Below are 21,521 nucleotides of genomic sequence, written 5' to 3'. Positions count from 1 at the left end.
GATTTATGGCTTTAACCAATTTACAAAAAGAAAAGATAGCTTTTGAAGTAATAAAAACACTTGTAAATCGATTTGACAAATTTCCTGAAGATACTTCAGGTAATAGAAATGCTCCTTTTCACGAAGCTTTCTTAAGTGCTTTTACTGATAAGTTACAAGGTGGGGTAAGTAATGTGCCCTTTTTTATAACATTAAGTAGCTGGTTACACGGATTAAACACTACATTAGGCCAACAATTTTTTGAAAATATAGCACATCACTTATCTAATGGGGAAAAAAGAGAGTACACAACAAAACGTTTAGGAAGTCAATATATCACTCAATACCAAAAAGAGAGTATTTCAGAACTCATTACTGATTTGAGTAACACTGTGCAAACACCCAACTTACAAAGAGAAAATGCTATTATCTTTCAAAATACTGATACCTCTTTAGTGAAAGCTATTGACTTTTCGGCAGATGTTTTTATACAAGAATTTGATACTATTACTGCTATTGAACTAAAATCTGTAAAGCCCAACTCAGGAGAAATGCGAGGTGAAAAACAGAAGATTTTAGAAGGGAAAGCAGCCTTATATAGACTATTTCCTAACAAAGAGATCAGATTTTATATAGGATTCCCTTTTGACCCTACTGAGAATCCCAACACTCCTACTGCTTATAATAAAGATAGATTTTTTCGTTCTATTATAAATATGCCTAAGTATTTTGTACAAGAAGAAACTTTGTTAGCTAGTGAATTATGGGATTTTCTTTCAGGAGAAAGAAATACTATGGAACAAATATTAGATATCATTAATGCTATTTCTACCCCAGAATTTCTGACAAAATTCTATTTTCTTGTAAATAATAACAATAGAGGTTTAGAAAACTATAAGAAACAGCTTGAGGAATGGTTTCTATTTTCTGAGATATTACTTATAGAAAATGACAACCAAATAAAGGAGTACATACAAAATAACAAAGTATGGACAAAGTTTTATAACCAAACTCTTTTTAATATTCAAGGAGTTTACAACTATGAACGATATTATATATTAAAATCCTTAATAACCTCTAACTCGAATAACTAATAACTAAAACAAAAATAATGAGTCAAAAAATTCCTTGGCAAGAACGCCCTGCGGGTTGTACCGATGTAATGTGGCGTTATTCTGAAAACCCTATTATCGGTAGGTATGATATCCCTACCTCTAACAGTATTTTTAACTCGGCTGTTGTGCCTTTTGGCGACGGCTATGCAGGGGTTTTCCGCTGCGACAACAAAGCAGTACAAATGAACATCTTTGCTGGCTTCAGTAAAGATGCTATTCACTGGGAAATCAACCACGAACCTATCGTGATGAAAGGTGGTAATACTGATTTCTTACATTCTGAGTATAAGTACGACCCTCGCGTAACGTTTATCGAAGACCGCTATTGGGTAACTTGGTGTAATGGCTATTGTGGTCCTACTATCGGGATTGCTTATACTTTTGATTTCAAAGAGTTTTTCCAATGCGAGAATGCCTTTTTGCCTTTCAACCGCAACGGAGTGCTCTTCCCTGAGAAAATCAACGGTAAATACGCAATGCTTAGCCGCCCAAGTGATAACGGGCATACACCTTTCGGTGATATTTTCATCAGCTATAGCCCCGATATGAAATACTGGGGTGAACACCGCTGCGTGATGAAAGTAACACCTTTTATAGATAGCGCTTGGCAATGTACCAAAATAGGAGCAGGAGCTGTGCCTATCAAAACAAAAGATGGTTGGCTATTGTTCTATCACGGGGTGATCAACACTTGCAACGGTTTCCGCTACTCTATGGGGGTTGCTTTGTTAGACCTCAACAATCCAAGCAAAGTAATCGCTCGTACACAGCCTTACCTCTTGGCGCCTGCCACTCTTTACGAAACTACTGGCGATGTGCCTAATGTGGTATTCCCTTGCGCTGCCTTGCATTCTATCGAAGAAGACAAAGTAGCAGTGTACTACGGTGCTGCCGATACAGTAGTGGGCGTTGCCTTCGGACGTATTTCCGAAATCGTAAAATTCACTAAAGAAAATTCTTTATAAGTTATCAGGTGTTAGGGGTCAGGGGTCAGGTATCAAAATCCTACTCTGAAACCTAACACCTATTCCCTGAAACCTGAAACAAAATGCCTTTAGCTTTATTTAATTCTATCACTTCGTGGTTTTTAAAACGTCGCATTGACCAGATACAAGAGTTTGTACTCGACCCTCATAGAGTACAAGAACGCGTGCTTTTAGAACTAATCAGCAATGCCAAAGATACTGAACTCGGCAAGCAATACAACTTCGCCGAAGTGAAAAACTACCAGCAATTTGTGCGTGAAACGCCTCTCACTACCTACGAGAACTTTGAGCCTTATGTTGAAAGAGCTCGGCGCGGTGAACGCAATGTGTTTTGGCATACACCCATCAAGTGGTTTGCTAAGAGCAGCGGGACTACCAATGCCAAAAGCAAATTTATACCCGTGAGTGAGGAGGCTCTGCAATTGTGTCATTACAAATCAGGGAAAGATATGCTTTGCTTATACCTGAACAACAACGAGGACTCGAACCTTTTCAAAGGAAAGAGTTTGCGACTTGGGGGTAGCAAGCAATTATACGAACAAAACGGTACCTATTTTGGCGATTTATCGGCAATTTTAATTGAAAACTTGCCTTTTTGGGCAGAATGGAGTTGTACTCCTAGCAACAAAGTATCGCTGATGAGTGAATGGGAGAGCAAACTACAGGCAATTGTAAAAGAAGTAAAAACCGAAAATGTAACTAGCATTGCAGGAGTCCCCTCGTGGATGCTCGTATTGCTGAACCGCATTTTAGAAGATACCCAAAAACAACACCTATTAGAATTGTGGGAAAACTTAGAAGTGTATTTCCACGGTGGAGTGAGTTTCATTCCTTATCGCGAACAATATAAAAATATCATCCCCTCGGATACTTTCCGCTATTACGAAATATACAACGCTTCTGAAGGCTTTTTTGCTATTCAAGACCGCAACAATTCCGACGAGATGCTGCTAATGCTCGACTATGGTATTTTCTATGAATTTATCCCGATGGAGACCTTTGGCACTTCCCAACAAAAAGCTATTCCGCTGAGTGAAGTGGAGATAGGTAAGAACTACGCAATGGTGATTAGCACCAATGCAGGCTTGTGGCGGTATATTATAGGTGATACTGTGCGATTTACCTCAGTAGCTCCTTATCGCATCAAGATTACGGGGCGCACCAAGCACTTTATCAATGTATTTGGCGAAGAACTTATCGTTGAAAATGCCGAACGCGCTTTAGAAAAAGCCTGCGAACAAACCAATAGTCATTTGATAGATTATACTGTAGCACCTATCTTTATGCAGGACAAGCTAAAAGGCGGACACGAGTGGGTGATAGAATTTGAGTCGGCTCCAGAGAGTTTAGAGCAATTCACCGAGATATTAGACCTCGAACTCCAGAAACTCAACTCCGATTACGAAGCCAAGCGTTACAACAATATGACCCTCAACAAGCCCAAAGTACACAGCGCACGCGCAGGTCTTTTCCACGATTGGCTCAAGCATAAAGACAAACTCGGCGGGCAAAACAAAGTCCCCCGACTTTCTAACAGTAGAGAATACGTAGAAGAATTGCTAAAATTGCGTGATTTACGATAAATCACGCAATTTTAGTTTCTAAAAGACTGAAAAACAAAGGTGATTTGATATAACTCTGTTTCTTCTTATTAACGGGAATAACTTCTAAAAATCCCATATCTACCAATTGTTTGAGATCAGTGCGAGCTGTGTGGTTCGAGATGAGAAAGCGATTTTCAATTTCTTTGATAGAAAGCACACGATCAGGGTCATCGTAAATGATTTTGATAATTTGCGCCATACGATCGTTTACTCCAGGAATTTTCATAAATTGTGAAGCTTGAAATATCTCTTTTTGCTTTCTATTAATATAAGTTTTCAAGGCTTCAAAAGCTTTTTCCATAGCCCTCAATTGGTAAGTGATGAAATAGCTGAGGTCGTTGTCATCAGCTTCAGTATGTAGGTAGGCTTTTTCGTATTGCTTTTTTGTTTCTTTTATAATGCGTGAGATGGAGAGATATTCAGTAAGCCAATAGCCCGATTTGAGCATATACCAATAAAATACAGCGCGAGCAGTACGCCCATTGCCATCGGTGAAAGGGTGAATAAAACCTATCATAAAGTGCAGCACACAGGCTTTGACCAGAGGGTGAATAAAAGGAGCACTATTATTATTGAAAAAAGAGCAAAGTTCCTTGATAAGCTGTGGTATTTCACGAGTATCAGGAGGGGTGTGCACTACTTCGCTATTAGTAAAATCAACTACATAAATATTATTATGGGTGCGGAAAGCGCCTTCTTCTTCAGGTAAATCGAGGGTCTTATGAGCGATGAGTTGGTGGATATGCAACAAGTTTTCAGCTGAAAACGGTTCGTCCTTATGTTGCACAATGTACTGCATCGTATGGTAGTTATTCACAATCATCTGCTCCGATTTGCTTTTAGGCTTTATCCCTTTTTGAATCATCTCTTTAGCCTTTTTACGCGTGGTATTAGCGCCCTCTATTTGGCTACTGGCTATTGACTCTTCCATAATAGAACTCACCATAAATTTATGTGTATCTACCTCGGCAATCCCCATATTGCTGGTGAGGGTACCTCCAATGTGCATATCAAAGTTATGGAGAGCTTGCTGGATATAATCGGTGAGTACATAGCTAAAATGGTAATTGCCAAATTGCAATGTACGCTGGTTTAGCAAGCGGTAAAGTTTTACAGCCTGCCACAATTGTTCAGGGGTCGCACTTTTAGTTTTTTTATATTTAAGTTCTGACCAATACAGATATTCATCTTGTATTTTCTGCAAGATACCCTCTTCTAACAGAGGTTTTATAAGGGAAAAAAGAGCCGATTGAGGGACAAAAGGAGGAGGGCTTTCTATCATTGGTTTTATGTGTTTAGAGGGCAAAGATAGCAAAAATTGCGTGATTTATGATAAATCACGCAATTTTTGCTTCGGGCTTCTGCCGAATTTCTTCTTAAAGGCAGTAGAGAAATGTGATACATACTCATAGCCACAAGCAAATGCTATCTCACTGATGTTCTTATCACTGTGGAGAAGTAGTTGCTGTGCTAACTCCATTTTATAATCATATAAATAGCCGAAAACAGTAGTGCCAAATACTTCTTTAAAACCGTAACACAATTTCTTTTCATTAGTACCTACAGCACGCGCTAACTCAGTGATTGTGGGTGTAGTGTTTAACTGAGCCGTAAGCAGATCGCGCACTTCGTACATCTTCTGTATATCGGTTGGGGTTTTACAATATTGGTGAGGTTGCGACTGTTGTTGCTCGTATTGTTGGAGTTGTAAAAGGAGAAGTTCCTGCACTTTCAGGTCGGTATAGGGGCGGGCAGCCTTGCCCAAGAGGGTTGCGTGTTGCAACTGACAAAGTGCTGTTTGTATCGCAAAGGTGGTAGGCAGGGAGTGGTCGGGGGAGAGGATAAAATTACCTCCACGCTCATAACGCTCGTACCACGCCATAAAGATTTCGGGGTATTGAACAGCCATTTGCGCAAAATTTTCGGCACTAATCGCTACAGTAATCACCTCTATAGTATCATCTTTGTGCAAAAAATCTTTCCCTAAACACTCTTCACACCCAAAAAATATATTATGTGTTCCTGCTTTGGCGGTAGCAATACGCTTGTCAATCTCTATTTGTATACCTTTATGGGTTTGGGTAACAAAATAAAGGCGCACTGAGGGGATATCCATACGTCCTTCAAAAACTACATCTTCTTTCATTTGTGCTTGCCAACAGTAGTAAGTATGCTCGCCTAAAAACTGTTGTTCTAACCGAAACAATCCCACCTGTTCACTCACTCCCTCATAGTAGCTTTGTACTTCTTCTTCACTGGTCACCAAAGGTAATGTTACTTCGTTCATCATAGCTATTCAGATATAAAACTTTGCTAAGGATATTAAACAATTGTACTTCTTTTTTACTGTACTTTTGCCTCCTGAAATTCATTTGTTTAGAACAAAAGTAAATAATATATTTCAAACTACCAAATTTTAGGGGTTAGGATTTAGGGGATAGGGGATAGAAAAATAAGGATTAGAAGTTGATAGTTAGTGATTTAATGGATAAAAACCAATATTTATGTTATACAAAACTTTTCTTTTATTACTGCTCACTACTTCCTTTTTATGGGCTCAAAACACCGCTGAACTTTCGGGTAAAATTACCGATAAAGCCACCCAAAAACCACTCATAGGCGCCGATATCTACCTCAAAGAATTGAAGAAAGGCACTAATGCCGATGCACAAGGTAACTATCATCTAAAGGGTATCCCCGAAGGTAATTACACTGTAATAGGTAGCTATCTCGGTTACCAAACGTTTAGCAAAAAAATCTATCTAAAAGGGCAAGAGCGCTTGGATATCAGCCTTAAAGAGCAAGCCGAGGAAATAAGCGGGGTAACCGTTTCGGGCAAGAGCATCGCTCACCAAAAGAAAGAAGAGAGTATGCCTGTAACGGTGATTGATATGAGCAATATGCGGGGCACAGTGAGCAATGTGCAGGACATTCTCGCTAAAACCGTGGGGGTAACCTTGCGCACCTCTGGAGGTGTGGGGAGCAGTTCGCGCATTTCGGTGCGTGGTTTGGAAGGCAAGCGCATTGGCTTTTTTATCGATGAATTGCCAATGAGCGAACAAACCGACTATTTAGATATCAACGATATTCCTATTGATATGATAGACCGCATCGAGATTTACAAAGGCGTTGTTCCTGCTCGCTTTGGAGGGTCGTCTTTGGGAGGGGCTATCAATATCGTCATTCGTGAATATCCTGATAAGTATGCCGACCTCAGCTATGGTTACGAGAGCTTCAACACTCACAAGGCGCAGGGGGTCTTCAAACGCAACCTGAAAGCACACGGACTCGTTTTTGGTATCGGTGGGGGCTATACCACTTCCGATAATAACTATACTTTCGATTCGCCCTATCGCGAGGGTTTGCGTATCACCCGCAACCACGATAAATACCACAAATACATCGTTGGAGGGAGCTTTAAAGCTAAAAAATGGTGGTTTGACGAGGTGGAGTTAGAGCCCGTAGTGGTAAAGACTTACAAAGAAGTACAAGGTATAGAGTACGATATTCGCGAAGCCTATAGTGAGAGCCTTATGGCGGGCTTGGCTAACAAACTCAACAAAGACAATTTCCTTACCGAAGGGCTCAACTTTGATATGTTCAACGGATTGGTACTCACCAAAATGAACTTTATCGATAAAGCTACCCGCCGCTATGAATGGGATGGCACCTCCTACCCTACCCCATCGCGTTACGGAGGCGAGGTAGGCTACAACTTCCCTTCAGATTCCGATGACCAAAAACTATCGTTTATCAATAAAACCAACTTGGAGTATATCATCAATGAGCGTCATTCGTTCAACTTCAACAGTGTATTTTCTATAGCCAAAGGAACGCCAAAGGATGAACTCAAAACTCTCAGTTTAGGCAAACAAGTAAATTTCGATTCGCGTATGCACAGCTGGGTGAGCGGACTTACTTACGACTTGCGGTCACTTAACGATGTATTTCTCAACTCGCTTACTGTACGCTACTACCAATACACTATGCACACTCAAATGGCACCATTATTTGTGCCTGGTAAATACGATGTTGATTTAGAAAAGAACAATTGGGGGGTGAACAATGCTTTGCGCTATCGCTTTTTGCCTTCGCTAATGGGGAAACTCTCAGCAGGTTATGAAGTGCGTATCCCCTCAGAAAGTGAGCTTTTGGGCGACGGCATCGGTGTAGTGCCCAGTGCCGACCTCCTACCCGAACGCAATGCTAGTGCAAACCTCGGTTTATTGTTCGACCTCACGGGCAAACACCCTACCAATGCACAAATAGAAATGAACTTCTTCTATATGTATTTGCAGGATATGATACGCTACACCGCCGGACTTATAGGCGCTCAATATCAGAATTTTGGCGAGATGCGCACCCTTGGGGTAGAGTTTGAAGCTAAAGCCGATGTACTCCCCTCGCTCTATGCCTACGTGAATACTACTTACCAAGACTTGCGCGACACCCGCGACTACGAGCCCGCCAGTACCGTGCCCAACCCCACTAAAAACAAGCGTATGCCTAACATCCCTTACCTAATGGCAAACGCCGGAATGGAATTTCACCGCGAAAATCTCTTTGGAGGTAGCGGTCAGAACACACGCCTTTTTGCCGATGTGGCTTTTGTAGAAGAATATTTCTATGATTTTGAATTGACCCAATTACAAAAACGCCGCATCCCACGAAGCACCACTATTGATATAGGCTTTGAACACAGCTTTTTGAATAACAAACTCTTTATATCGGGCAAATTGCGTAATATAACGAACGAAAAGACCTTGTCGGAATTTAACCGTCCACTCCCTGGTATTAATGGGGGAGTGAAGATTAGAGTAATATTTTAGATTATGAATAAAATCCCTGAAACAATGCTCATCACTTTATGGGCAAAAGCAACCGAATTAAAACAGCGCAATCCTTTGTTGCGCGATGAAAAAGCTGCTGAGATTATCAGCAAAATAGACTATGATTTCAGCAAGTTTAAGAAAGCTAAATTCTCTCAAGCAGGGGTATGCGTGCGCGCGAGCCTGATTGATGAAGAGACACGCAAATTTATCGCTGCTCACCCCGATGCGGTAGTCATACAACTCGGTGCAGGGCTCGATGCCCGTTACGAGCGTTTGGGTTGCCCAAAAGTAACCCATTGGTACGACCTCGACCTACCCGAAGTGATGCAATTACGCCGTCAGTTTTTTGAAGAGACGGAACAGAGGAGTTTTTTGGAAATGTCGCTTTTTGATAGAGAATGGATACCTATTGTAAAAGCACATCACAAACCCTTGCTCATTATCGTGGAGGGAGTGCTAATGTACTTCCCCCAGAGAGAAGTAAAGGATTTTATGATCAATCTGTGCGATAAAGTAGACGAAGCTACTTTTTTGTTTGATATGCTCGCCTACACCTTAGTAGGACACGCCAAAAATCACGATACACTCGGTGCGATGGACAAAGACCAGCGTCCTGAATTTAAGTGGAGTGAAAAAGAAAGTGCTACGATGGAAAGTTGGCATCCTAAAATCCATTTGGCTAAAGAATACTATATGAGTGAGTATGACCAAGGTCGTTATCCTTTTATATTCAGAATGCTTTATAAAATTCCTTATTTTTATAAACGATTCAACCAGAGGGTAGTTAATTTGTCAATTTGCCAATGAGGTATGAGCCGTACAGGCAATTTGGTGCGAGCCGCACGGGCAATTTGTCGCAAACTTAAGACTAACAAAACTATGATAGAAAATCTCAAATATATTACAACTTTTCATCCTAAGCAGATTCTCAAAAGTGTGTTGTGGGAAATTGTGCACAGCGGTTTTATCACAGCACCGTCGGGTATTTTGCTCATTATTGTATGGGAACTTTTCAAAGAACAACCTAACACTTCTCTCATCTGGTTGATGGTAGGGCTGATGTGCCTCTTGCTCTGTTTGCAGTTCTTTGTCGCCTCGCGCACTTTGGTCTCTTCTAATCTCTACGTATACGACATTGCTAAAGAATTGCGTATAAAGTTGGGCAATCACTTGCAAAAGCTCTCTTTGGGTTTCTTCAAAAAGCGTGACCCTGGAGAGATTGGCTCAGTAATTATGCAAGATGTTGCCTCATTCGAACATATTTTTAGTCACAGTTTTGGCAATCTGGCGGCTGCCCTTTTTGGTACCGTAATGCTATCGAGCTTCTTGTTTTATTGCGATTGGCGACTCACCCTCTGTTTATTAGCTGCCTTACCGCTTATCATTCCTTTTTTTAAGCTCGGCACTTTTATCGTCGATAAATGGGGATTGAGCAAAGCACAAGTGAAAGCCCGCAACGAGGTGTCGGCTAAGTTCTTAGAATATGTACAAGGTATCCGACATTTAAAATCCTATGGACTTACGGGCGACAATTATAGCACTCTCGAAAAAGCCTACGCCGACCTCCGCCAAAAGAGTATCCGTTTAGAGGCCATCCCAGGTCCTACGGTTACACTTTCGTTTATAGTGCTCGAAATTGCTTTTATACTGATGCTCGCCTTGGGCTTGTACTACCTCACACACGGAGAGATTACTGTACCTATACTAATGGTATTCCTTATTTTGGGGTATAATCTCTATAGTCCTATCAAAGTAGTATTGGTGGACTACTTGATGATTCGCTATATGAACGAGAGCCTCAGTAGGGTGATTGAAGTATTGCAAGAACCTACTATGGAAACTGATAAAAACGAGTTCCCTACCCATTTCGATATTACTTTCCACGATGTGAGTTTCGCTTATCTACCGGATAAAACGACTCTCAGTCATCTAAATTTTACAGTGCCTGAGCACAATATGGTAGCTTTGGTAGGGCATTCAGGTTCGGGTAAAACCACTATTGCCTCACTCATCGCCCGCTTTTGGGATGTAACCAAAGGCAGTATCACCATCGGAGGAGTAGATATACGCCATATTCCGCAAGAACGTTTCTACGGACTTATCAGCGAGGTTTTTCAAGAGGTATACCTCTTTGATGATACTATTTACAACAACATCAAAATAGGCAATCCACACGCTACCGAAGCTGAGGTTATAGCCGCTGCCGAGCGTGCCCAAGTACTGTCGTTTGCGTGGGAACTGCCTCAAGGAATGCACACCCCCGTCGGTGAAGGGGGCAACCGACTCTCAGGAGGTGAGAAACAACGCATCAGTATTGCTCGTGCCTTGCTGAAAAATGCGCCCATCATCTTATTAGACGAAGCCACCGCCAGCCTCGACCCCGAAAACGAAATTTTTATTCAGCAGGCTATTCAAGAGCTTGTAAAAGATAAAACCGTGGTGGTGATTGCCCACAAGCTATCCACTATCAAAAATGCTGATAAGATACTCGTGTTAGAAAATGGCAAAATCGCCGAAGCTGGTACGCATAGCGAACTCTTAGCACAAAAAGGTATTTACCAGCGCCTTTGGACACTCCAACAGCAATCTGGAGGATGGAAATTGCCAAATTAGCAAATATGAAAATTAGCTTATTATGAAACGATTACTCCAAATAGCAGGACAACGCAAGACTTTACTCTTAGCCTCTTGCACCTTAGCCGTCATACACAGCGTGCTGAGCCTTGTACCTTATGCCTTAGTGTTTTACATTATTAAAGAACTCACCCAATCACAACCTAATTTCACCACTATCCAACAGTATGTGGTATATGCTATAGTGATGGTAATAGTGAGTATGGTAGCCTTTTTGCTTTCAGGTATTCTCTCGCATATCGCCGCTTTCAATATTCTCTATGGCTTGCGCAAAACTATTACTGAGAAAGTAGGCATCTTGCCTATGGGTTATCTTTCACACCGCAATTCGGGAGCTTTCAAGAAAATAATTTCAGACGATGTAGAACGTATCGAAACCTTTGTAGCTCACCAAATCCCCGATTTTGTAAAAGCCGTTGCCTTGCCTCTGCTCACCTTGGGCTATCTGTTTAGTGAAGACTGGCGGTTAGCACTCATCAGCTGTTTGCCGCTACTCGTATTGGTGGTGATAATGCCCCTGATGTTTGGCAGTAAAAACCAAAATCTCACCCAAAAATACCACCATTCACTCGAAGAGATGAGTGCAGGCATTGTGGAATATGTACGCGCTATGCCGGTGATGAAAATCTTCCAGCAATCAGCTGAAACTTTTGATAAGTACGGCAAAAAAGTGCTCACCTTTCATCGTTTTGTAAGCGACTGGATACGCCACAGTTCACCCCCTTTTGCTATCTTTATGAGCTTTGCCAGCAATGCGATGTTGCCCGTTTTAGCATTGGGTTTATACCTCTATTTTCACAATGGGCTCACCCTCGCCACCCTGCTCTTCTTCCTAATTCTGGGCACGGGTTATATGCGCCCCGTGTTTGCGATGAGCAATATGGCAATGCAACTACAACTCATAGAGCAAGGCGTACAGCAAATAGACAAAATACTCGAAGCTCCCGTCCTACCCGAAACACACACTCCACAAGAGCCCTCTCATTACGATATTCATTTCGATAAAGTATCGTTTGCCTACGACGGCGAACATTACGTACTCAACGACATCAACTTTATTGCCAAAGAAGGCTCTATTACTGCTTTGGTAGGTCCTTCAGGTGCTGGCAAGAGCACGGTGGGGCAATTGTTGTCGCGTTTTTGGGATGTACAAGAAGGAAACATCAGCATTGGTGGGGTAGATATTCGTCAGTTATCTACTGAAAAGCTGATGCAGATGGTCTCTTTTGTATTTCAAGACAGCTTTATGTTTGCTCAAACAATGTACGAGAATATCCGTATGGGGATGAACAAAACCAAAGAAGAAGTGATTGCTGCTGCCCAAGCCGCTCAAATACACGACTTTATTATGAGCTTGCCCAAGGGCTACGACACTCTTTTCGGGCAACAAGGTGTACACCTTAGCGGAGGTGAACAACAGCGTTTTCAGTTGGCACGTGCTATCTTGAAAAATGCTCCTATTCTCGTTTTAGACGAAGCCACCGCCTTTGCCGACCCCGAGAACGAATACAAAATACAACAGGCATTTAGTGAGCTTATCAAGGGAAAAACCGTGCTTGTTATCGCTCACCGCCTTTCTACTATCACCTCTGCCGACCAGATTATCGTTTTTGAAAAAGGTGAAATCAACGCCATAGGTACTCATAACGAGCTCTTGCAAAGTAGTGAACTCTACCAACGAATGTGGAACGCCCACAACAGAGCTAAAGAATGGAATATCTAACTAATAAATTAACCTATAAATATACATACAATGAAAAAAGTAATCTTAACCCTCAGCAGCCTCGCTCTGCTCATTGTGTCTTGCAAAAAAGACGACACCCCTACCCCTACTCCTTCTAATGAAGGCAGTGGAAAGTATTTGGTGAAAACTACCTTTAAAAACCCCGACGGTAAAAGTGGTAGTTCTTACTTACAACTTACTAATGACCTCAATACCACTACTGCTTTAAACAACAAACAAGCTATACAAGTACCCTATATGTCGAGTGTAATGATATATGGCAATGAGGTATATTCATTAGATGCTATTGATGGTAGTTATGGTGTGAGAAAATTTATTTACAACCCTACTACCCAAAAACTTACCGAAAGTAAAAAATTCGATACCCCTGCACACTCTATGCCCTGCAACTTGATAAAGGTGAGCGATACCAAAGCCTATTTGCCTTTATACAACGTACCAAAGGTATTGATTATCAACCCACAAACAATGCAGAAAACAGGTGAAATAGACATTCAAAGGTACGCCCACAGCGACAGCAGTCCGGATGCAGGCTACGGAATAATACGCGATGGGTATTTCTACCTACCCCTATTGCAATTAGGACCTGATTATGCTCCTTATGCCGACCATCTCCAAAGTGATGTACTCATCATCAATGTACAAACTGATAAGGTAGAAAAGGTAATATCAGAAACCACTACTCACTTGGCTATGCCTTCTCAACCCTCATATAAAACTTGTATTTTCACCACCGAAAACAAAGATATATATATAATGTGTGCTGGTTATTTCGGGTTCAATCCCGCAAATACCCATTCAGGGTTTGTGTGCATACCTCAAAGTACTACTGTATCGGCTACCGAGTTTGATAGCAGTAAGAGTTGGGATATATCCAACACTACTATTGAGGGTACTACCTATAAACCTGCAACTATCTATAGTGTGGAATACTTAGGTAATGGCAAAGCAGTAGGTTTTGTAGGTGCTGCTGAACTGAATGTAAAAGACCCTTTCACCGATAAAAATGGTATTGCCGTATTGATAGACCTCAACGCTAAAACAATCAAGAAGATTGATGGTATCCCTTATACCGATAGCCATAGTGTGTCTATCGGTAGAAACAACAACGAAGTGATTTTTGGTGTATCGGGTACAGACAAAAGAGGTTTGTTTAGCTACAACCCTGCTACCGGTATCAGCAAACAAGTACTAAACACAGAAGGGGGTGCAGACTTTTTCTACGCATTTTAGTGCGAGCCGCACAGGCAATTTGGTGCGAGCCGCACGGGCAATTTAGTGCGTTGCAAAAATCGAAAATTAATCAAAAAAATAAACTACAATGAAAAAAGTAATCTTAACTTTCTGCAGTCTTGCACTGCTTAGTGTGTCTTGCAAAAAAGACGACAACACTAAACCAGCTCCTGTACCTCCCAGCACGGTAGAGTACAACGGTAATTTCTTATTAGAAACCTCGGTGAAAAATCCCGATGGAATGAGTGGTAGTTCTTACCTTCAAATCATCCATAAAATGGCAGGAGGTATCGCTGTTGATAACTCTAAAGCCGAACAAATAGAGTTTGGTTCTTCAGTACAAGTAGAAGGCAATAATGTCTATATATTTGATACTATGAAAGGTACAGGAGGAGTAGTCCTTTATACTTATGATCCCTCTACCCAAAAACTTACTAAAGGGGCTACCCTTGCCACTCCTGCCAACTCAATGTTTGGTAACCTAACCATCGTTAGCCCAACCAAAGCCTACGTACCCCTATACGCTATGGGTAATGTATGGATTATCAATCCACAAACAATGCAGAAAACAGGTGAAATAAACCTCAGTTCATACGCTCACGGTGATACTAGCCCCGACCCTTCTATGGGTATACTACACAATGGTAAATACTACCTAAGCCTTACCCAGATAAACCCAGGCGGCGGTTGGCAACCTTACCCTGACTATCAACAAAGTGATGTTCTCATCATCAACCCTCAAACGGACATAGTGGAAAAAGTAGTCTCCGAAACTACCTCAGGGCTCACCTTCCCCACACGTCCTATGGCACAATGCAGAGGTATGATGTTCGCTACTGAAAGAGGTGATCTCTACATAGCTACCGTAGGATACTTCGGGTTTAACCCGAATAACAAAAAATCGGGATTTCTATGTATTCCTAAAGCTGCTACAGAATTCGATACTACTAAAACCTGGGATATATCTAATACTCCTATTCAAGGAACTAACTACAAACCCGCTTGCTTATTTAATACGCAATATATAGGCAATGGTAAAGTAGTAGCCTATGTAGGTATTTCCGAACTATATACAGCAAACCCTTATACCGCAAAAAGTGCAATGGCAGTGATTATCGACCTCAATGCCAAATCTATAAGCCAAATAAGAGGCGTTCCTCTAACCGATGGGCATAGTATCCTTATCACCAAACTGAAAGATAAAGTAATTTTCGGTGCTTTTGGAAGTGATAAACGCGGACTCTTCGCTTTCAACCCAGCTACCGAAACTGTAGAGCAAATCCTCACCACCACTGGCAATCCTGCCTTTTTTCACGCATTTTAAATGAAAGAAGAACCCGTTAGTAACTTTACTAACGGGTTCTTCTTTTATAAACAAGCACTTTTATGCCCCTATTTCAAGGATTGTCAGCAATTGCTTTATTATTTAACGTGAGTTCGATTTAAGCAGCAACGAGTCTTTTTAGATCAACAATGTCTTCTTGCAAATTAATAGAAGGCTTTTTATCAAAGAAAGAATAAGCTATAAATTCTGATAATAAGTTAGTTATAAAATTATCAAAAGAACGATGTCTTGTATGCTCTACTTGACAAATGTTTTTTAATTCGTCATTTACTGTTTCTATCAAAGCACGTTTTCTAAGAGCTATTTTGTCTTGTAAGAGCATCAAGCTATTTTTCATATTCTTTTTAATCTTAGTGATTAAATGTACCCCATCAATAAATAATAGTTCAAATAAATCTTTGCTGATATACCCCTTATCTCCAAAGAGTTTTCCAAAGATTCTCTTATGTAAGTTCATATCAGACAGAGGTTTACGATCATCTATGTTGCCTGGTGTTATTATAAAATCAAGTATTTCACCTTTATCATTAATGATTAGATGTAACTTAAATCCATAGAACCAGCCTAAAGAACATTGTCCTTTTTGGGCAAATTCTTTGAATACTTTATGTTGTTTTTCACGTTTGATATGACAAACTCTTATGGGGGTAGAATCAATATACGAAATGCCAGTAAATTTTCCTAAACAAAACATTTTCAAGAATATAGCTAATTTTACAACTACTTTTTTTTGCAATTCAACGAATCGATTGTAGGATACAGTTTGTGGGAATTCACCTTTCATATGCTTCTTTATGTGATTGATATAGTAATGTTTTAAATCTCTATAATGACCTGAATGAAAGAGAATTAGAATAGTCATAACCTCACTATCAGATAAAGTTGATTTACGATTTCTCTGTTTTAAGTCAGTATTTTGCACAAGACTATGGTCAGAGACTATTTTTTCAAAATTCTTGTCAAATTCGTCTATTATAAAGAAAATTTCCGTAACTTTGTGGCTTGATAACATAGGGATAGATTTTTAGTTAAACTTTTGATTTTCAAACTACAAAGTTACTAAAACTATCCCTTTTTTGCAAATAAAAAATAACTTTTCTTACGTCGAACTCACGTTATAAATAATTTAGCAGGAAGTATTAACAATGTTTTCTATAAGAAGAAATTGCTTATTATCAATTGTTTTGTATCTTTGCAAAAAAAATCGTTATGCCTATTACAATAACTATTAATAATAATAATGCTCAAGCCTTAGCTTTTATAGAATATGCTAAAAAATTAGATTTTACTATTGTAGAAGGTTTTTTAGATACTCAAAAAGATACTATTCCCAACACAACAATCGAAGAAGATGAGTATGGTATTCCTATTGCTCATCGTGATTTCTTAATAAAGTTATCAAATCAAGTTAAAAAAAACGCAGCCAAACGCTTTTACGCCAAACGTGCTAAAATGAAAACAGAAAAATGATTGTAATTACAGATAGTAATATATTTTTCAGTGCTTTGATTAGACCTGAAGGAATCAACGCTTTATTGCCTTTCACTTGCAGTATAAACATAAAATTTGGACAGGTGATAAGGTACTTATAAATGGATTAAAAGAAAAAGGATTAGATATTTGTGTAACTACTGAAGAACTTATCCTGAAACGTTATAAAAAACTATAGAACTATCCCCTTTCCCATTTACTAATTCACTTATTTTCCTTTATGAAATTCTTTGCTATCCTTATAGGAATCCTATTCTTTTTATTTTTCAAACGCTTTGCCCAGCAGCCTAACACAACTAAAGGCTTCAACAATCCTTTCCGTTCGCACATCTCCCCCGCAACTTTCGAACTCAACCTCCTCTCCCTCTGCTCTCTCGTTATCAAAGCTAACGGACGTGTCACTCAAGCAGAACTCGACTTCGTGCGACTCCAATTCGTGCGCCTATATGGCAAAGAGCGCGCTAATGCAGTGTTTCGCAGTTTCAACGAACTCATAAAAGGTAGAGAATTAGATGCTACTCGTATTGCTATCTATGTGCGGGTGCGCACTACTTACGAAACCCGATTGCAAATCTTGTATTTCTTGTTTGGTATTGCCGAATCGGATGGGGTGATAAGTGAGGAAGAGGTACGACAAATACGAGAAATTGCTTATCATTTTGGTATAGAAAACAGTGATTTTGAGAGTATCAAGGCAATGTTTGGCAGTAGCCAAAACGATAATAACAACCCTTACAACACCACGCCCAATGCCTTGGCAAAAGCCTATGCTATTTTAGGATTACAACCCAATGCTACTACTGCTGAAGAAGTAAAACAAGCTTATAGAAATAAGGCAAAAAAATATCACCCCGATAGAGTGATTACTGAAGATGCTGCCATTAAAAAAGGTGCTGAAGAAAAATTTAAACAAGTACAAGAGGCGTACGAGCTAATTAGCAAATTTCAAAATTAGCAAATTGTCAAATTGACAAATTACAAAAAAAAAGTGGCAAGCTACCTACATCGCACCGCTACAACCGAATACCTTTGCTGTGTTCCCACCCTGGAGGATTTTTCAGGAGCTGGTCGTGTAGGACTTGCCGGTGCAAAAGTACAACTTTTTTATTACACTGCAAGTTTTTTTCAAAAAAACTTGTATCTTTGTGGCTGAAACTAATAAAACAACATACAATGACTACAAACAGAACCCTTACAATGATTAAGCCCGATGCCGTTGAAAAAGGCTATATAGGGGCTATCCTTACCGACATTATCGCTGCTGGTTTTACCATCAAAGCGATGAAATTCACCCAGCTCACCCGCCGTGATGCCGAACAATTCTATGCCGTACACAAAGGCAAACCTTTTTTTGAGAGTCTGCTCAACTTTATGACCCGTGGACCTATAGTAGCAGCTATCCTTGAGAAAGATAATGCTGTAGCTAATTTCCGTGAACTCTTAGGGAGCACCAACCCCGAAAACGCTGCCGAGGGTACTTTGCGCAAGAAGTACGCCACTTCAGTGACCGAAAACGCTGTTCACGGCTCTGATAGTGATGAAAATGCCGCTATCGAAAGTCATTTCCATTTCTCAGAAAGAGAAATTTTCTAATGAAAAATTAGCAACTCTCTTTTTCTTGTTGTGCTCGTTTGTAACCTACAGTCAGCTTTCAACCTACGCTTACAAACGAGCACTTGAAAGGGTTCACCTCGACTAATGGCAATATCTTACCTTGCCCAATAATATCTTCAATCCTGAGTTACAACATATCTTTGCAAATATTACTAACTTTCAGTAAGTAATATTCCTGAAAATCTCCCATTCACTGAGCAAGATAAGAGAGCACATAGAAGAAAAAATCTAATTAAAAGTACCATAAATAGCACTTTTACTTGTATACTACTATTATTTTCACTACTTTTGCACAAAAAGTGCCATATAATGAACTTTCAAGAATTAATACAAACCGTTAAAAAACGACGAAAAGTACTGAATGTCAATCAAGAAGAGGTTGCTTTACTCTCGGGGGTAGGTTTGCGTACTCTGAAACATTTTGAGAGTGGTAAAGGTAATATCACCCTGAAAAACTTACAAAAAATACTAGAGGTACTTGGTTTAGAATTGAATCTAACCATTAAAGATATGACTCAATGAGACAAGCAGAAATTTTTTATAAAAGAGAACCAGCTGGCATCCTCACTCAGCACAACGATGGTTGTTTTACTTTTAGATATCACAACTATTGGCTTGCTGATAGTCAAAAACCTGCTATTAGTTTTAGTTTTCTAAAAACACAACAAGAATATCATTCTCCCTATCTTTTTGCTTTTTTCTTTAATATGCTCCCTGAAGGAAAAAATAGAGAACGCATTTGTATAGATTCAAAAATTGATAGCGATGATGACTTTGGATTATTAATGGTAGCTGCTCAGTACGATAGCATTGGAGCAATTACTGTAAAACCAATTTAACAATGAAAACATTAAATGTATGTCCTTCATTACTTTCTGAAGGTTATCACACATATTCACCTTTAGCTTTGCGCCGTTTGTTCAACGGGAAGCAAGTATCTCATCTATTGTCTTTTTCACTAAAAACAGAAAAAAACAGTTATAAACCTCTGTACTCTCTTTCAATTTCAGGTTATCAAAGAAAGATTTTAATGACACTGGACAACACTTCTCTTAGAATAACCCAAAAAGGTGAGCAAAGTACTTATATTTTGAAACCTATCAGTGAGATGCCTAAAAATGAAGCCTTTGCTCCTGCTAATGAACACCTCACTATGCAAATCGCTCAGCAGGTATTCGGTATAGAAACCGCTGAAAATGCCCTTATCTTCTTTGCCGATGGCACACCCGCATACATCACCAAACGTTTTGATATTGCCCCTAATGGCGAAAAATATGCAGTAGAAGACTTTGCTTCTCTATTAGGAAAAACTGTTCAAACCCACGGTACCGACTATAAATATACGGGTACTTACCTCGATTTGTTCAATATATTGAAAAAAAATGTAGCTGCGTGGCAAGTAGAAAGTCTTAAACTGTTTACTCTCATTGTTTTTAACTATTTGTTTTCTAATGGCGATGCTCACCTGAAGAACTTCTCGCTGATACAGTCTCCACAAGGCGATTTTAGATTGTCTCCCGCTTATGATTTACTCAATACAGCTATCCATATAGACGATCACCCTTTTGCCCTAAAAAGCGGACTTCTCCCCTCCCCTTTCAACCAACAAAAAATAAGGGAACAGTTTTTGCACTTGGGTAAAGAAGTGGGGCTCCCCGAAAAACTCATCACCAAAACCCTAACCCTGCTCACCTCTCAAACTGATAAGGTAATAACTCTAATCCAGCGTTCGTTCCTCCCTGAGAAACTCCAACGCAATTACCTACAAACCTACCAGAGAAAAATAAAAAAGTTAGCTATTAGTGATTAAAACTGTCAGAACACTTATTACTTATATTTATGAAAAAACTCCTTTTACTCTTAGCAATCCTATCGCTACAATGTAGTAAATCACAGGATAGTGATAACAACACGGGCTTGAGCACTAACAAGATGCTCGCCCTCATCAACCAGCAGCGCCAAAAAGGTTGTAACTGTGGCAATACCTACTACAAGGCAGTACCACCCCTCAAGTGGAACACTACCCCCGAAAAAGTAGCTAAAGCCCATAGCGACGATATGCGTCGCCGTAATACAATGACTCACTATGGCAAAAACGGTGAAACCCCTGGTAATCGCCTCAGTAAAGCAGGCTACAAGTGGACTACTTGGGCTGAGAATGTAGCTATGGGGCAACAAAATGAAGAAGAAGTGATGAAAAGTTGGCTCAGCAGCCCAGGACATTGCGCTAATATAATGAACCCCAATGTAACCGAAGTAGGTGCAGCTCATAGTGGCGACTATTGGACACAACTCTTCGCTACCCCCTCCAAACCCTAACCCCTAATCCTTGCCCGTGCGGCTCGCACCCTGACACCTGAAAATGTACTTAGACATTCACTCTCATATTCAGCATTCCACAGCTGATACTTTAGTGATTCGTAACCAATACCCCCTTACAGCCAATACTACCGAACCCTTCTCGGTAGGCATACATCCTTGGTATGTAGAGAATTGGAAACTACAATGGGAAGCCTTAGTACCTTTGGCAAAACATCCCAACTGTTGGGCTATTGGCGAATGTGGGCTCGACAAAAACATCACTACTCCCCTACCCCTGCAGCAAGAAATATTTTTAAAGCACATTTACTTAGCCGAAACCTTAGAGCTCCCGCTCATCATCCATTGTGTAAAAGCCTATTCCGAAGTCCTTCACTTGCGAAAAATCACTAAAACCAAACAGCTCTGGATACTCCACGGTTTTCGCAAAAATCTAAAAGTCGCCAAAGAATGCATCGCTCATAACATTGCCCTTTCTTTTGGGAAACCCCTCACCTATTCACCTCAGCTACAGGAAGTTTATAAAAGTATTTCACCCGAATATCGCTTTTTTGAATCTGATGATGAAGAGATGTCTATTTCAAAATTTACTAATTTTCTAATTGACAAATTTGCAAATTAGAAA

At 40.1% G+C, this 21,521-nt stretch carries 20 protein-coding genes, 1 other RNA gene and 1 pseudogene; 18 read left to right on the top strand and 4 right to left on the bottom strand.

From position 1 onward, the window contains the following. Nucleotides 1-5 precede the first annotated feature (5 nt). The 3 genes from CBG49_RS03020 to CBG49_RS03010 all read left to right on the top strand — a co-directional run bounded on the left by CBG49_RS03020 (nucleotide 6) and on the right by CBG49_RS03010 (nucleotide 3,663). Nucleotides 6-1,073 (top strand): TdeIII family type II restriction endonuclease, encoded by a 1,068-nt coding sequence (locus tag CBG49_RS03020; protein ID WP_088593321.1) that lies wholly within the window; start codon nucleotides 6-8, stop codon nucleotides 1,071-1,073. A 17-nt stretch (nucleotides 1,074-1,090) separates the two neighbouring features. Continuing rightward, nucleotides 1,091-2,059 carry a glycoside hydrolase family 130 protein gene (locus tag CBG49_RS03015; protein ID WP_088593320.1) on the top strand — a complete coding sequence of 323 codons (969 nt, stop codon included), beginning with the start codon at nucleotides 1,091-1,093 and terminating at the stop codon, nucleotides 2,057-2,059. An 83-nt stretch (nucleotides 2,060-2,142) separates the two neighbouring features. Further along, complete coding sequence (locus CBG49_RS03010; RefSeq protein ID WP_088593319.1) at nucleotides 2,143-3,663, top strand: GH3 auxin-responsive promoter family protein; 1,521 nt, start codon at nucleotides 2,143-2,145, stop codon at nucleotides 3,661-3,663. A 1-nt stretch (nucleotide 3,664) separates the two neighbouring features. On the opposite strand, the gene CBG49_RS03005 is transcribed toward CBG49_RS03010, so the two are convergent. Both CBG49_RS03005 and CBG49_RS03000 read right to left on the bottom strand, forming a co-directional pair. Further along, nucleotides 3,665-4,966: a Fic family protein gene (locus CBG49_RS03005; RefSeq protein ID WP_088593318.1), complete on the bottom strand. Its 1,302-nt coding sequence runs from the start codon at nucleotides 4,964-4,966 to the stop codon at nucleotides 3,665-3,667. A 45-nt stretch (nucleotides 4,967-5,011) separates the two neighbouring features. Further along, the gene (locus CBG49_RS03000; RefSeq protein ID WP_418219530.1) at nucleotides 5,012-5,974 is read right to left on the bottom strand and encodes a helix-turn-helix domain-containing protein; all 963 of its coding nucleotides are present in this window, start codon (nucleotides 5,972-5,974) and stop codon (nucleotides 5,012-5,014) included. A gap of 214 nt (nucleotides 5,975-6,188) precedes the next feature. Between CBG49_RS03000 and CBG49_RS02995 the strand changes: the two genes are divergently transcribed. From CBG49_RS02995 to CBG49_RS02970, 6 genes are all read left to right on the top strand, one after another. Continuing rightward, nucleotides 6,189-8,513 carry a TonB-dependent receptor gene (locus tag CBG49_RS02995; RefSeq protein ID WP_088593316.1) on the top strand — a complete coding sequence of 775 codons (2,325 nt, stop codon included), beginning with the start codon at nucleotides 6,189-6,191 and terminating at the stop codon, nucleotides 8,511-8,513. 3 nt (nucleotides 8,514-8,516) lie between these two features. Then, complete coding sequence (locus CBG49_RS02990) at nucleotides 8,517-9,323, top strand: class I SAM-dependent methyltransferase (RefSeq protein WP_088593315.1); 807 nt, start codon at nucleotides 8,517-8,519, stop codon at nucleotides 9,321-9,323. A 72-nt stretch (nucleotides 9,324-9,395) separates the two neighbouring features. Then, nucleotides 9,396-11,129, top strand: coding sequence for an ABC transporter ATP-binding protein (locus tag CBG49_RS02985; protein WP_088595246.1), 1,734 nt, complete (start codon nucleotides 9,396-9,398; stop codon nucleotides 11,127-11,129). Nucleotides 11,130-11,151: 22 nt separating this feature from the next. Then, the gene (locus tag CBG49_RS02980; protein WP_088593314.1) at nucleotides 11,152-12,873 is read left to right on the top strand and encodes an ABC transporter ATP-binding protein; all 1,722 of its coding nucleotides are present in this window, start codon (nucleotides 11,152-11,154) and stop codon (nucleotides 12,871-12,873) included. 30 nt (nucleotides 12,874-12,903) lie between these two features. Further along, nucleotides 12,904-14,127, top strand: coding sequence for a hypothetical protein (locus CBG49_RS02975; RefSeq protein WP_088593313.1), 1,224 nt, complete (start codon nucleotides 12,904-12,906; stop codon nucleotides 14,125-14,127). A gap of 88 nt (nucleotides 14,128-14,215) precedes the next feature. Further along, the gene (locus CBG49_RS02970; protein ID WP_088593312.1) at nucleotides 14,216-15,451 is read left to right on the top strand and encodes a hypothetical protein; all 1,236 of its coding nucleotides are present in this window, start codon (nucleotides 14,216-14,218) and stop codon (nucleotides 15,449-15,451) included. Nucleotides 15,452-15,569: 118 nt separating this feature from the next. Here CBG49_RS02970 and CBG49_RS02965 read toward each other — a convergent pair whose 3' ends face one another. Then, complete coding sequence (locus CBG49_RS02965; protein ID WP_088593311.1) at nucleotides 15,570-16,484, bottom strand: IS982 family transposase; 915 nt, start codon at nucleotides 16,482-16,484, stop codon at nucleotides 15,570-15,572. 197 nt (nucleotides 16,485-16,681) lie between these two features. Here CBG49_RS02965 and CBG49_RS02960 point away from each other — a divergent pair, with 197 nt between their 5' ends. The 3 genes and pseudogenes from CBG49_RS02960 (at nucleotide 16,682) to CBG49_RS02955 (ending at nucleotide 17,918) form a co-directional block, all read left to right on the top strand. After that, nucleotides 16,682-16,942, top strand: a complete 261-nt coding sequence (locus CBG49_RS02960; RefSeq protein ID WP_088593310.1) for a glutaredoxin-2 domain protein — start codon at nucleotides 16,682-16,684, stop codon at nucleotides 16,940-16,942. A gap of 61 nt (nucleotides 16,943-17,003) precedes the next feature. Further along, nucleotides 17,004-17,141, top strand: a pseudogene (locus CBG49_RS16020) (PIN domain nuclease); the annotation flags it as partial. Between the two features lie 42 nt (nucleotides 17,142-17,183). Next, nucleotides 17,184-17,918, top strand: a complete 735-nt coding sequence (locus CBG49_RS02955; RefSeq protein ID WP_088593309.1) for a molecular chaperone DjiA — start codon at nucleotides 17,184-17,186, stop codon at nucleotides 17,916-17,918. Between the two features lie 31 nt (nucleotides 17,919-17,949). Here the strand turns inward: CBG49_RS02955 and ffs are convergent. Further along, an RNA gene (gene ffs / locus CBG49_RS02950) (signal recognition particle sRNA small type) lies at nucleotides 17,950-18,048 on the bottom strand. Between the two features lie 88 nt (nucleotides 18,049-18,136). Here ffs and CBG49_RS02945 point away from each other — a divergent pair. The 6 genes from CBG49_RS02945 (at nucleotide 18,137) to CBG49_RS02920 (ending at nucleotide 21,518) form a co-directional block, all read left to right on the top strand. Then, a complete protein-coding gene (locus CBG49_RS02945) occupies nucleotides 18,137-18,556 on the top strand; it encodes a nucleoside-diphosphate kinase (protein ID WP_088593308.1) in 420 nt (139 codons plus the stop codon). A gap of 330 nt (nucleotides 18,557-18,886) precedes the next feature. Beyond that, a complete protein-coding gene (locus tag CBG49_RS02940; RefSeq protein WP_088593307.1) occupies nucleotides 18,887-19,099 on the top strand; it encodes a helix-turn-helix domain-containing protein in 213 nt (70 codons plus the stop codon). After that, nucleotides 19,096-19,416 (top strand): HipA N-terminal domain-containing protein, encoded by a 321-nt coding sequence (locus CBG49_RS02935; RefSeq protein ID WP_088593306.1) that lies wholly within the window; start codon nucleotides 19,096-19,098, stop codon nucleotides 19,414-19,416. Before CBG49_RS02940 ends, CBG49_RS02935 begins: the two co-directional genes overlap by 4 nt. 2 nt (nucleotides 19,417-19,418) lie before the next feature. Then, the gene (locus CBG49_RS02930; RefSeq protein ID WP_088593305.1) at nucleotides 19,419-20,387 is read left to right on the top strand and encodes a type II toxin-antitoxin system HipA family toxin; all 969 of its coding nucleotides are present in this window, start codon (nucleotides 19,419-19,421) and stop codon (nucleotides 20,385-20,387) included. Between the two features lie 29 nt (nucleotides 20,388-20,416). Next, nucleotides 20,417-20,896 (top strand): CAP domain-containing protein, encoded by a 480-nt coding sequence (locus tag CBG49_RS02925; protein ID WP_088593304.1) that lies wholly within the window; start codon nucleotides 20,417-20,419, stop codon nucleotides 20,894-20,896. A gap of 43 nt (nucleotides 20,897-20,939) precedes the next feature. Continuing rightward, nucleotides 20,940-21,518, top strand: coding sequence for a TatD family hydrolase (locus tag CBG49_RS02920; protein WP_088593303.1), 579 nt, complete (start codon nucleotides 20,940-20,942; stop codon nucleotides 21,516-21,518). Nucleotides 21,519-21,521: the final 3 nt, after the last annotated feature.

Source organism: Capnocytophaga endodontalis (assembly GCF_002209445.1).
Classification (GTDB): Bacteria; Bacteroidota; Bacteroidia; order Flavobacteriales; family Flavobacteriaceae; genus Capnocytophaga; species Capnocytophaga periodontitidis.
Note: the sequence above shows the minus strand (reverse complement) of the source record. Positions and strands in the feature narration are given on the sequence as shown.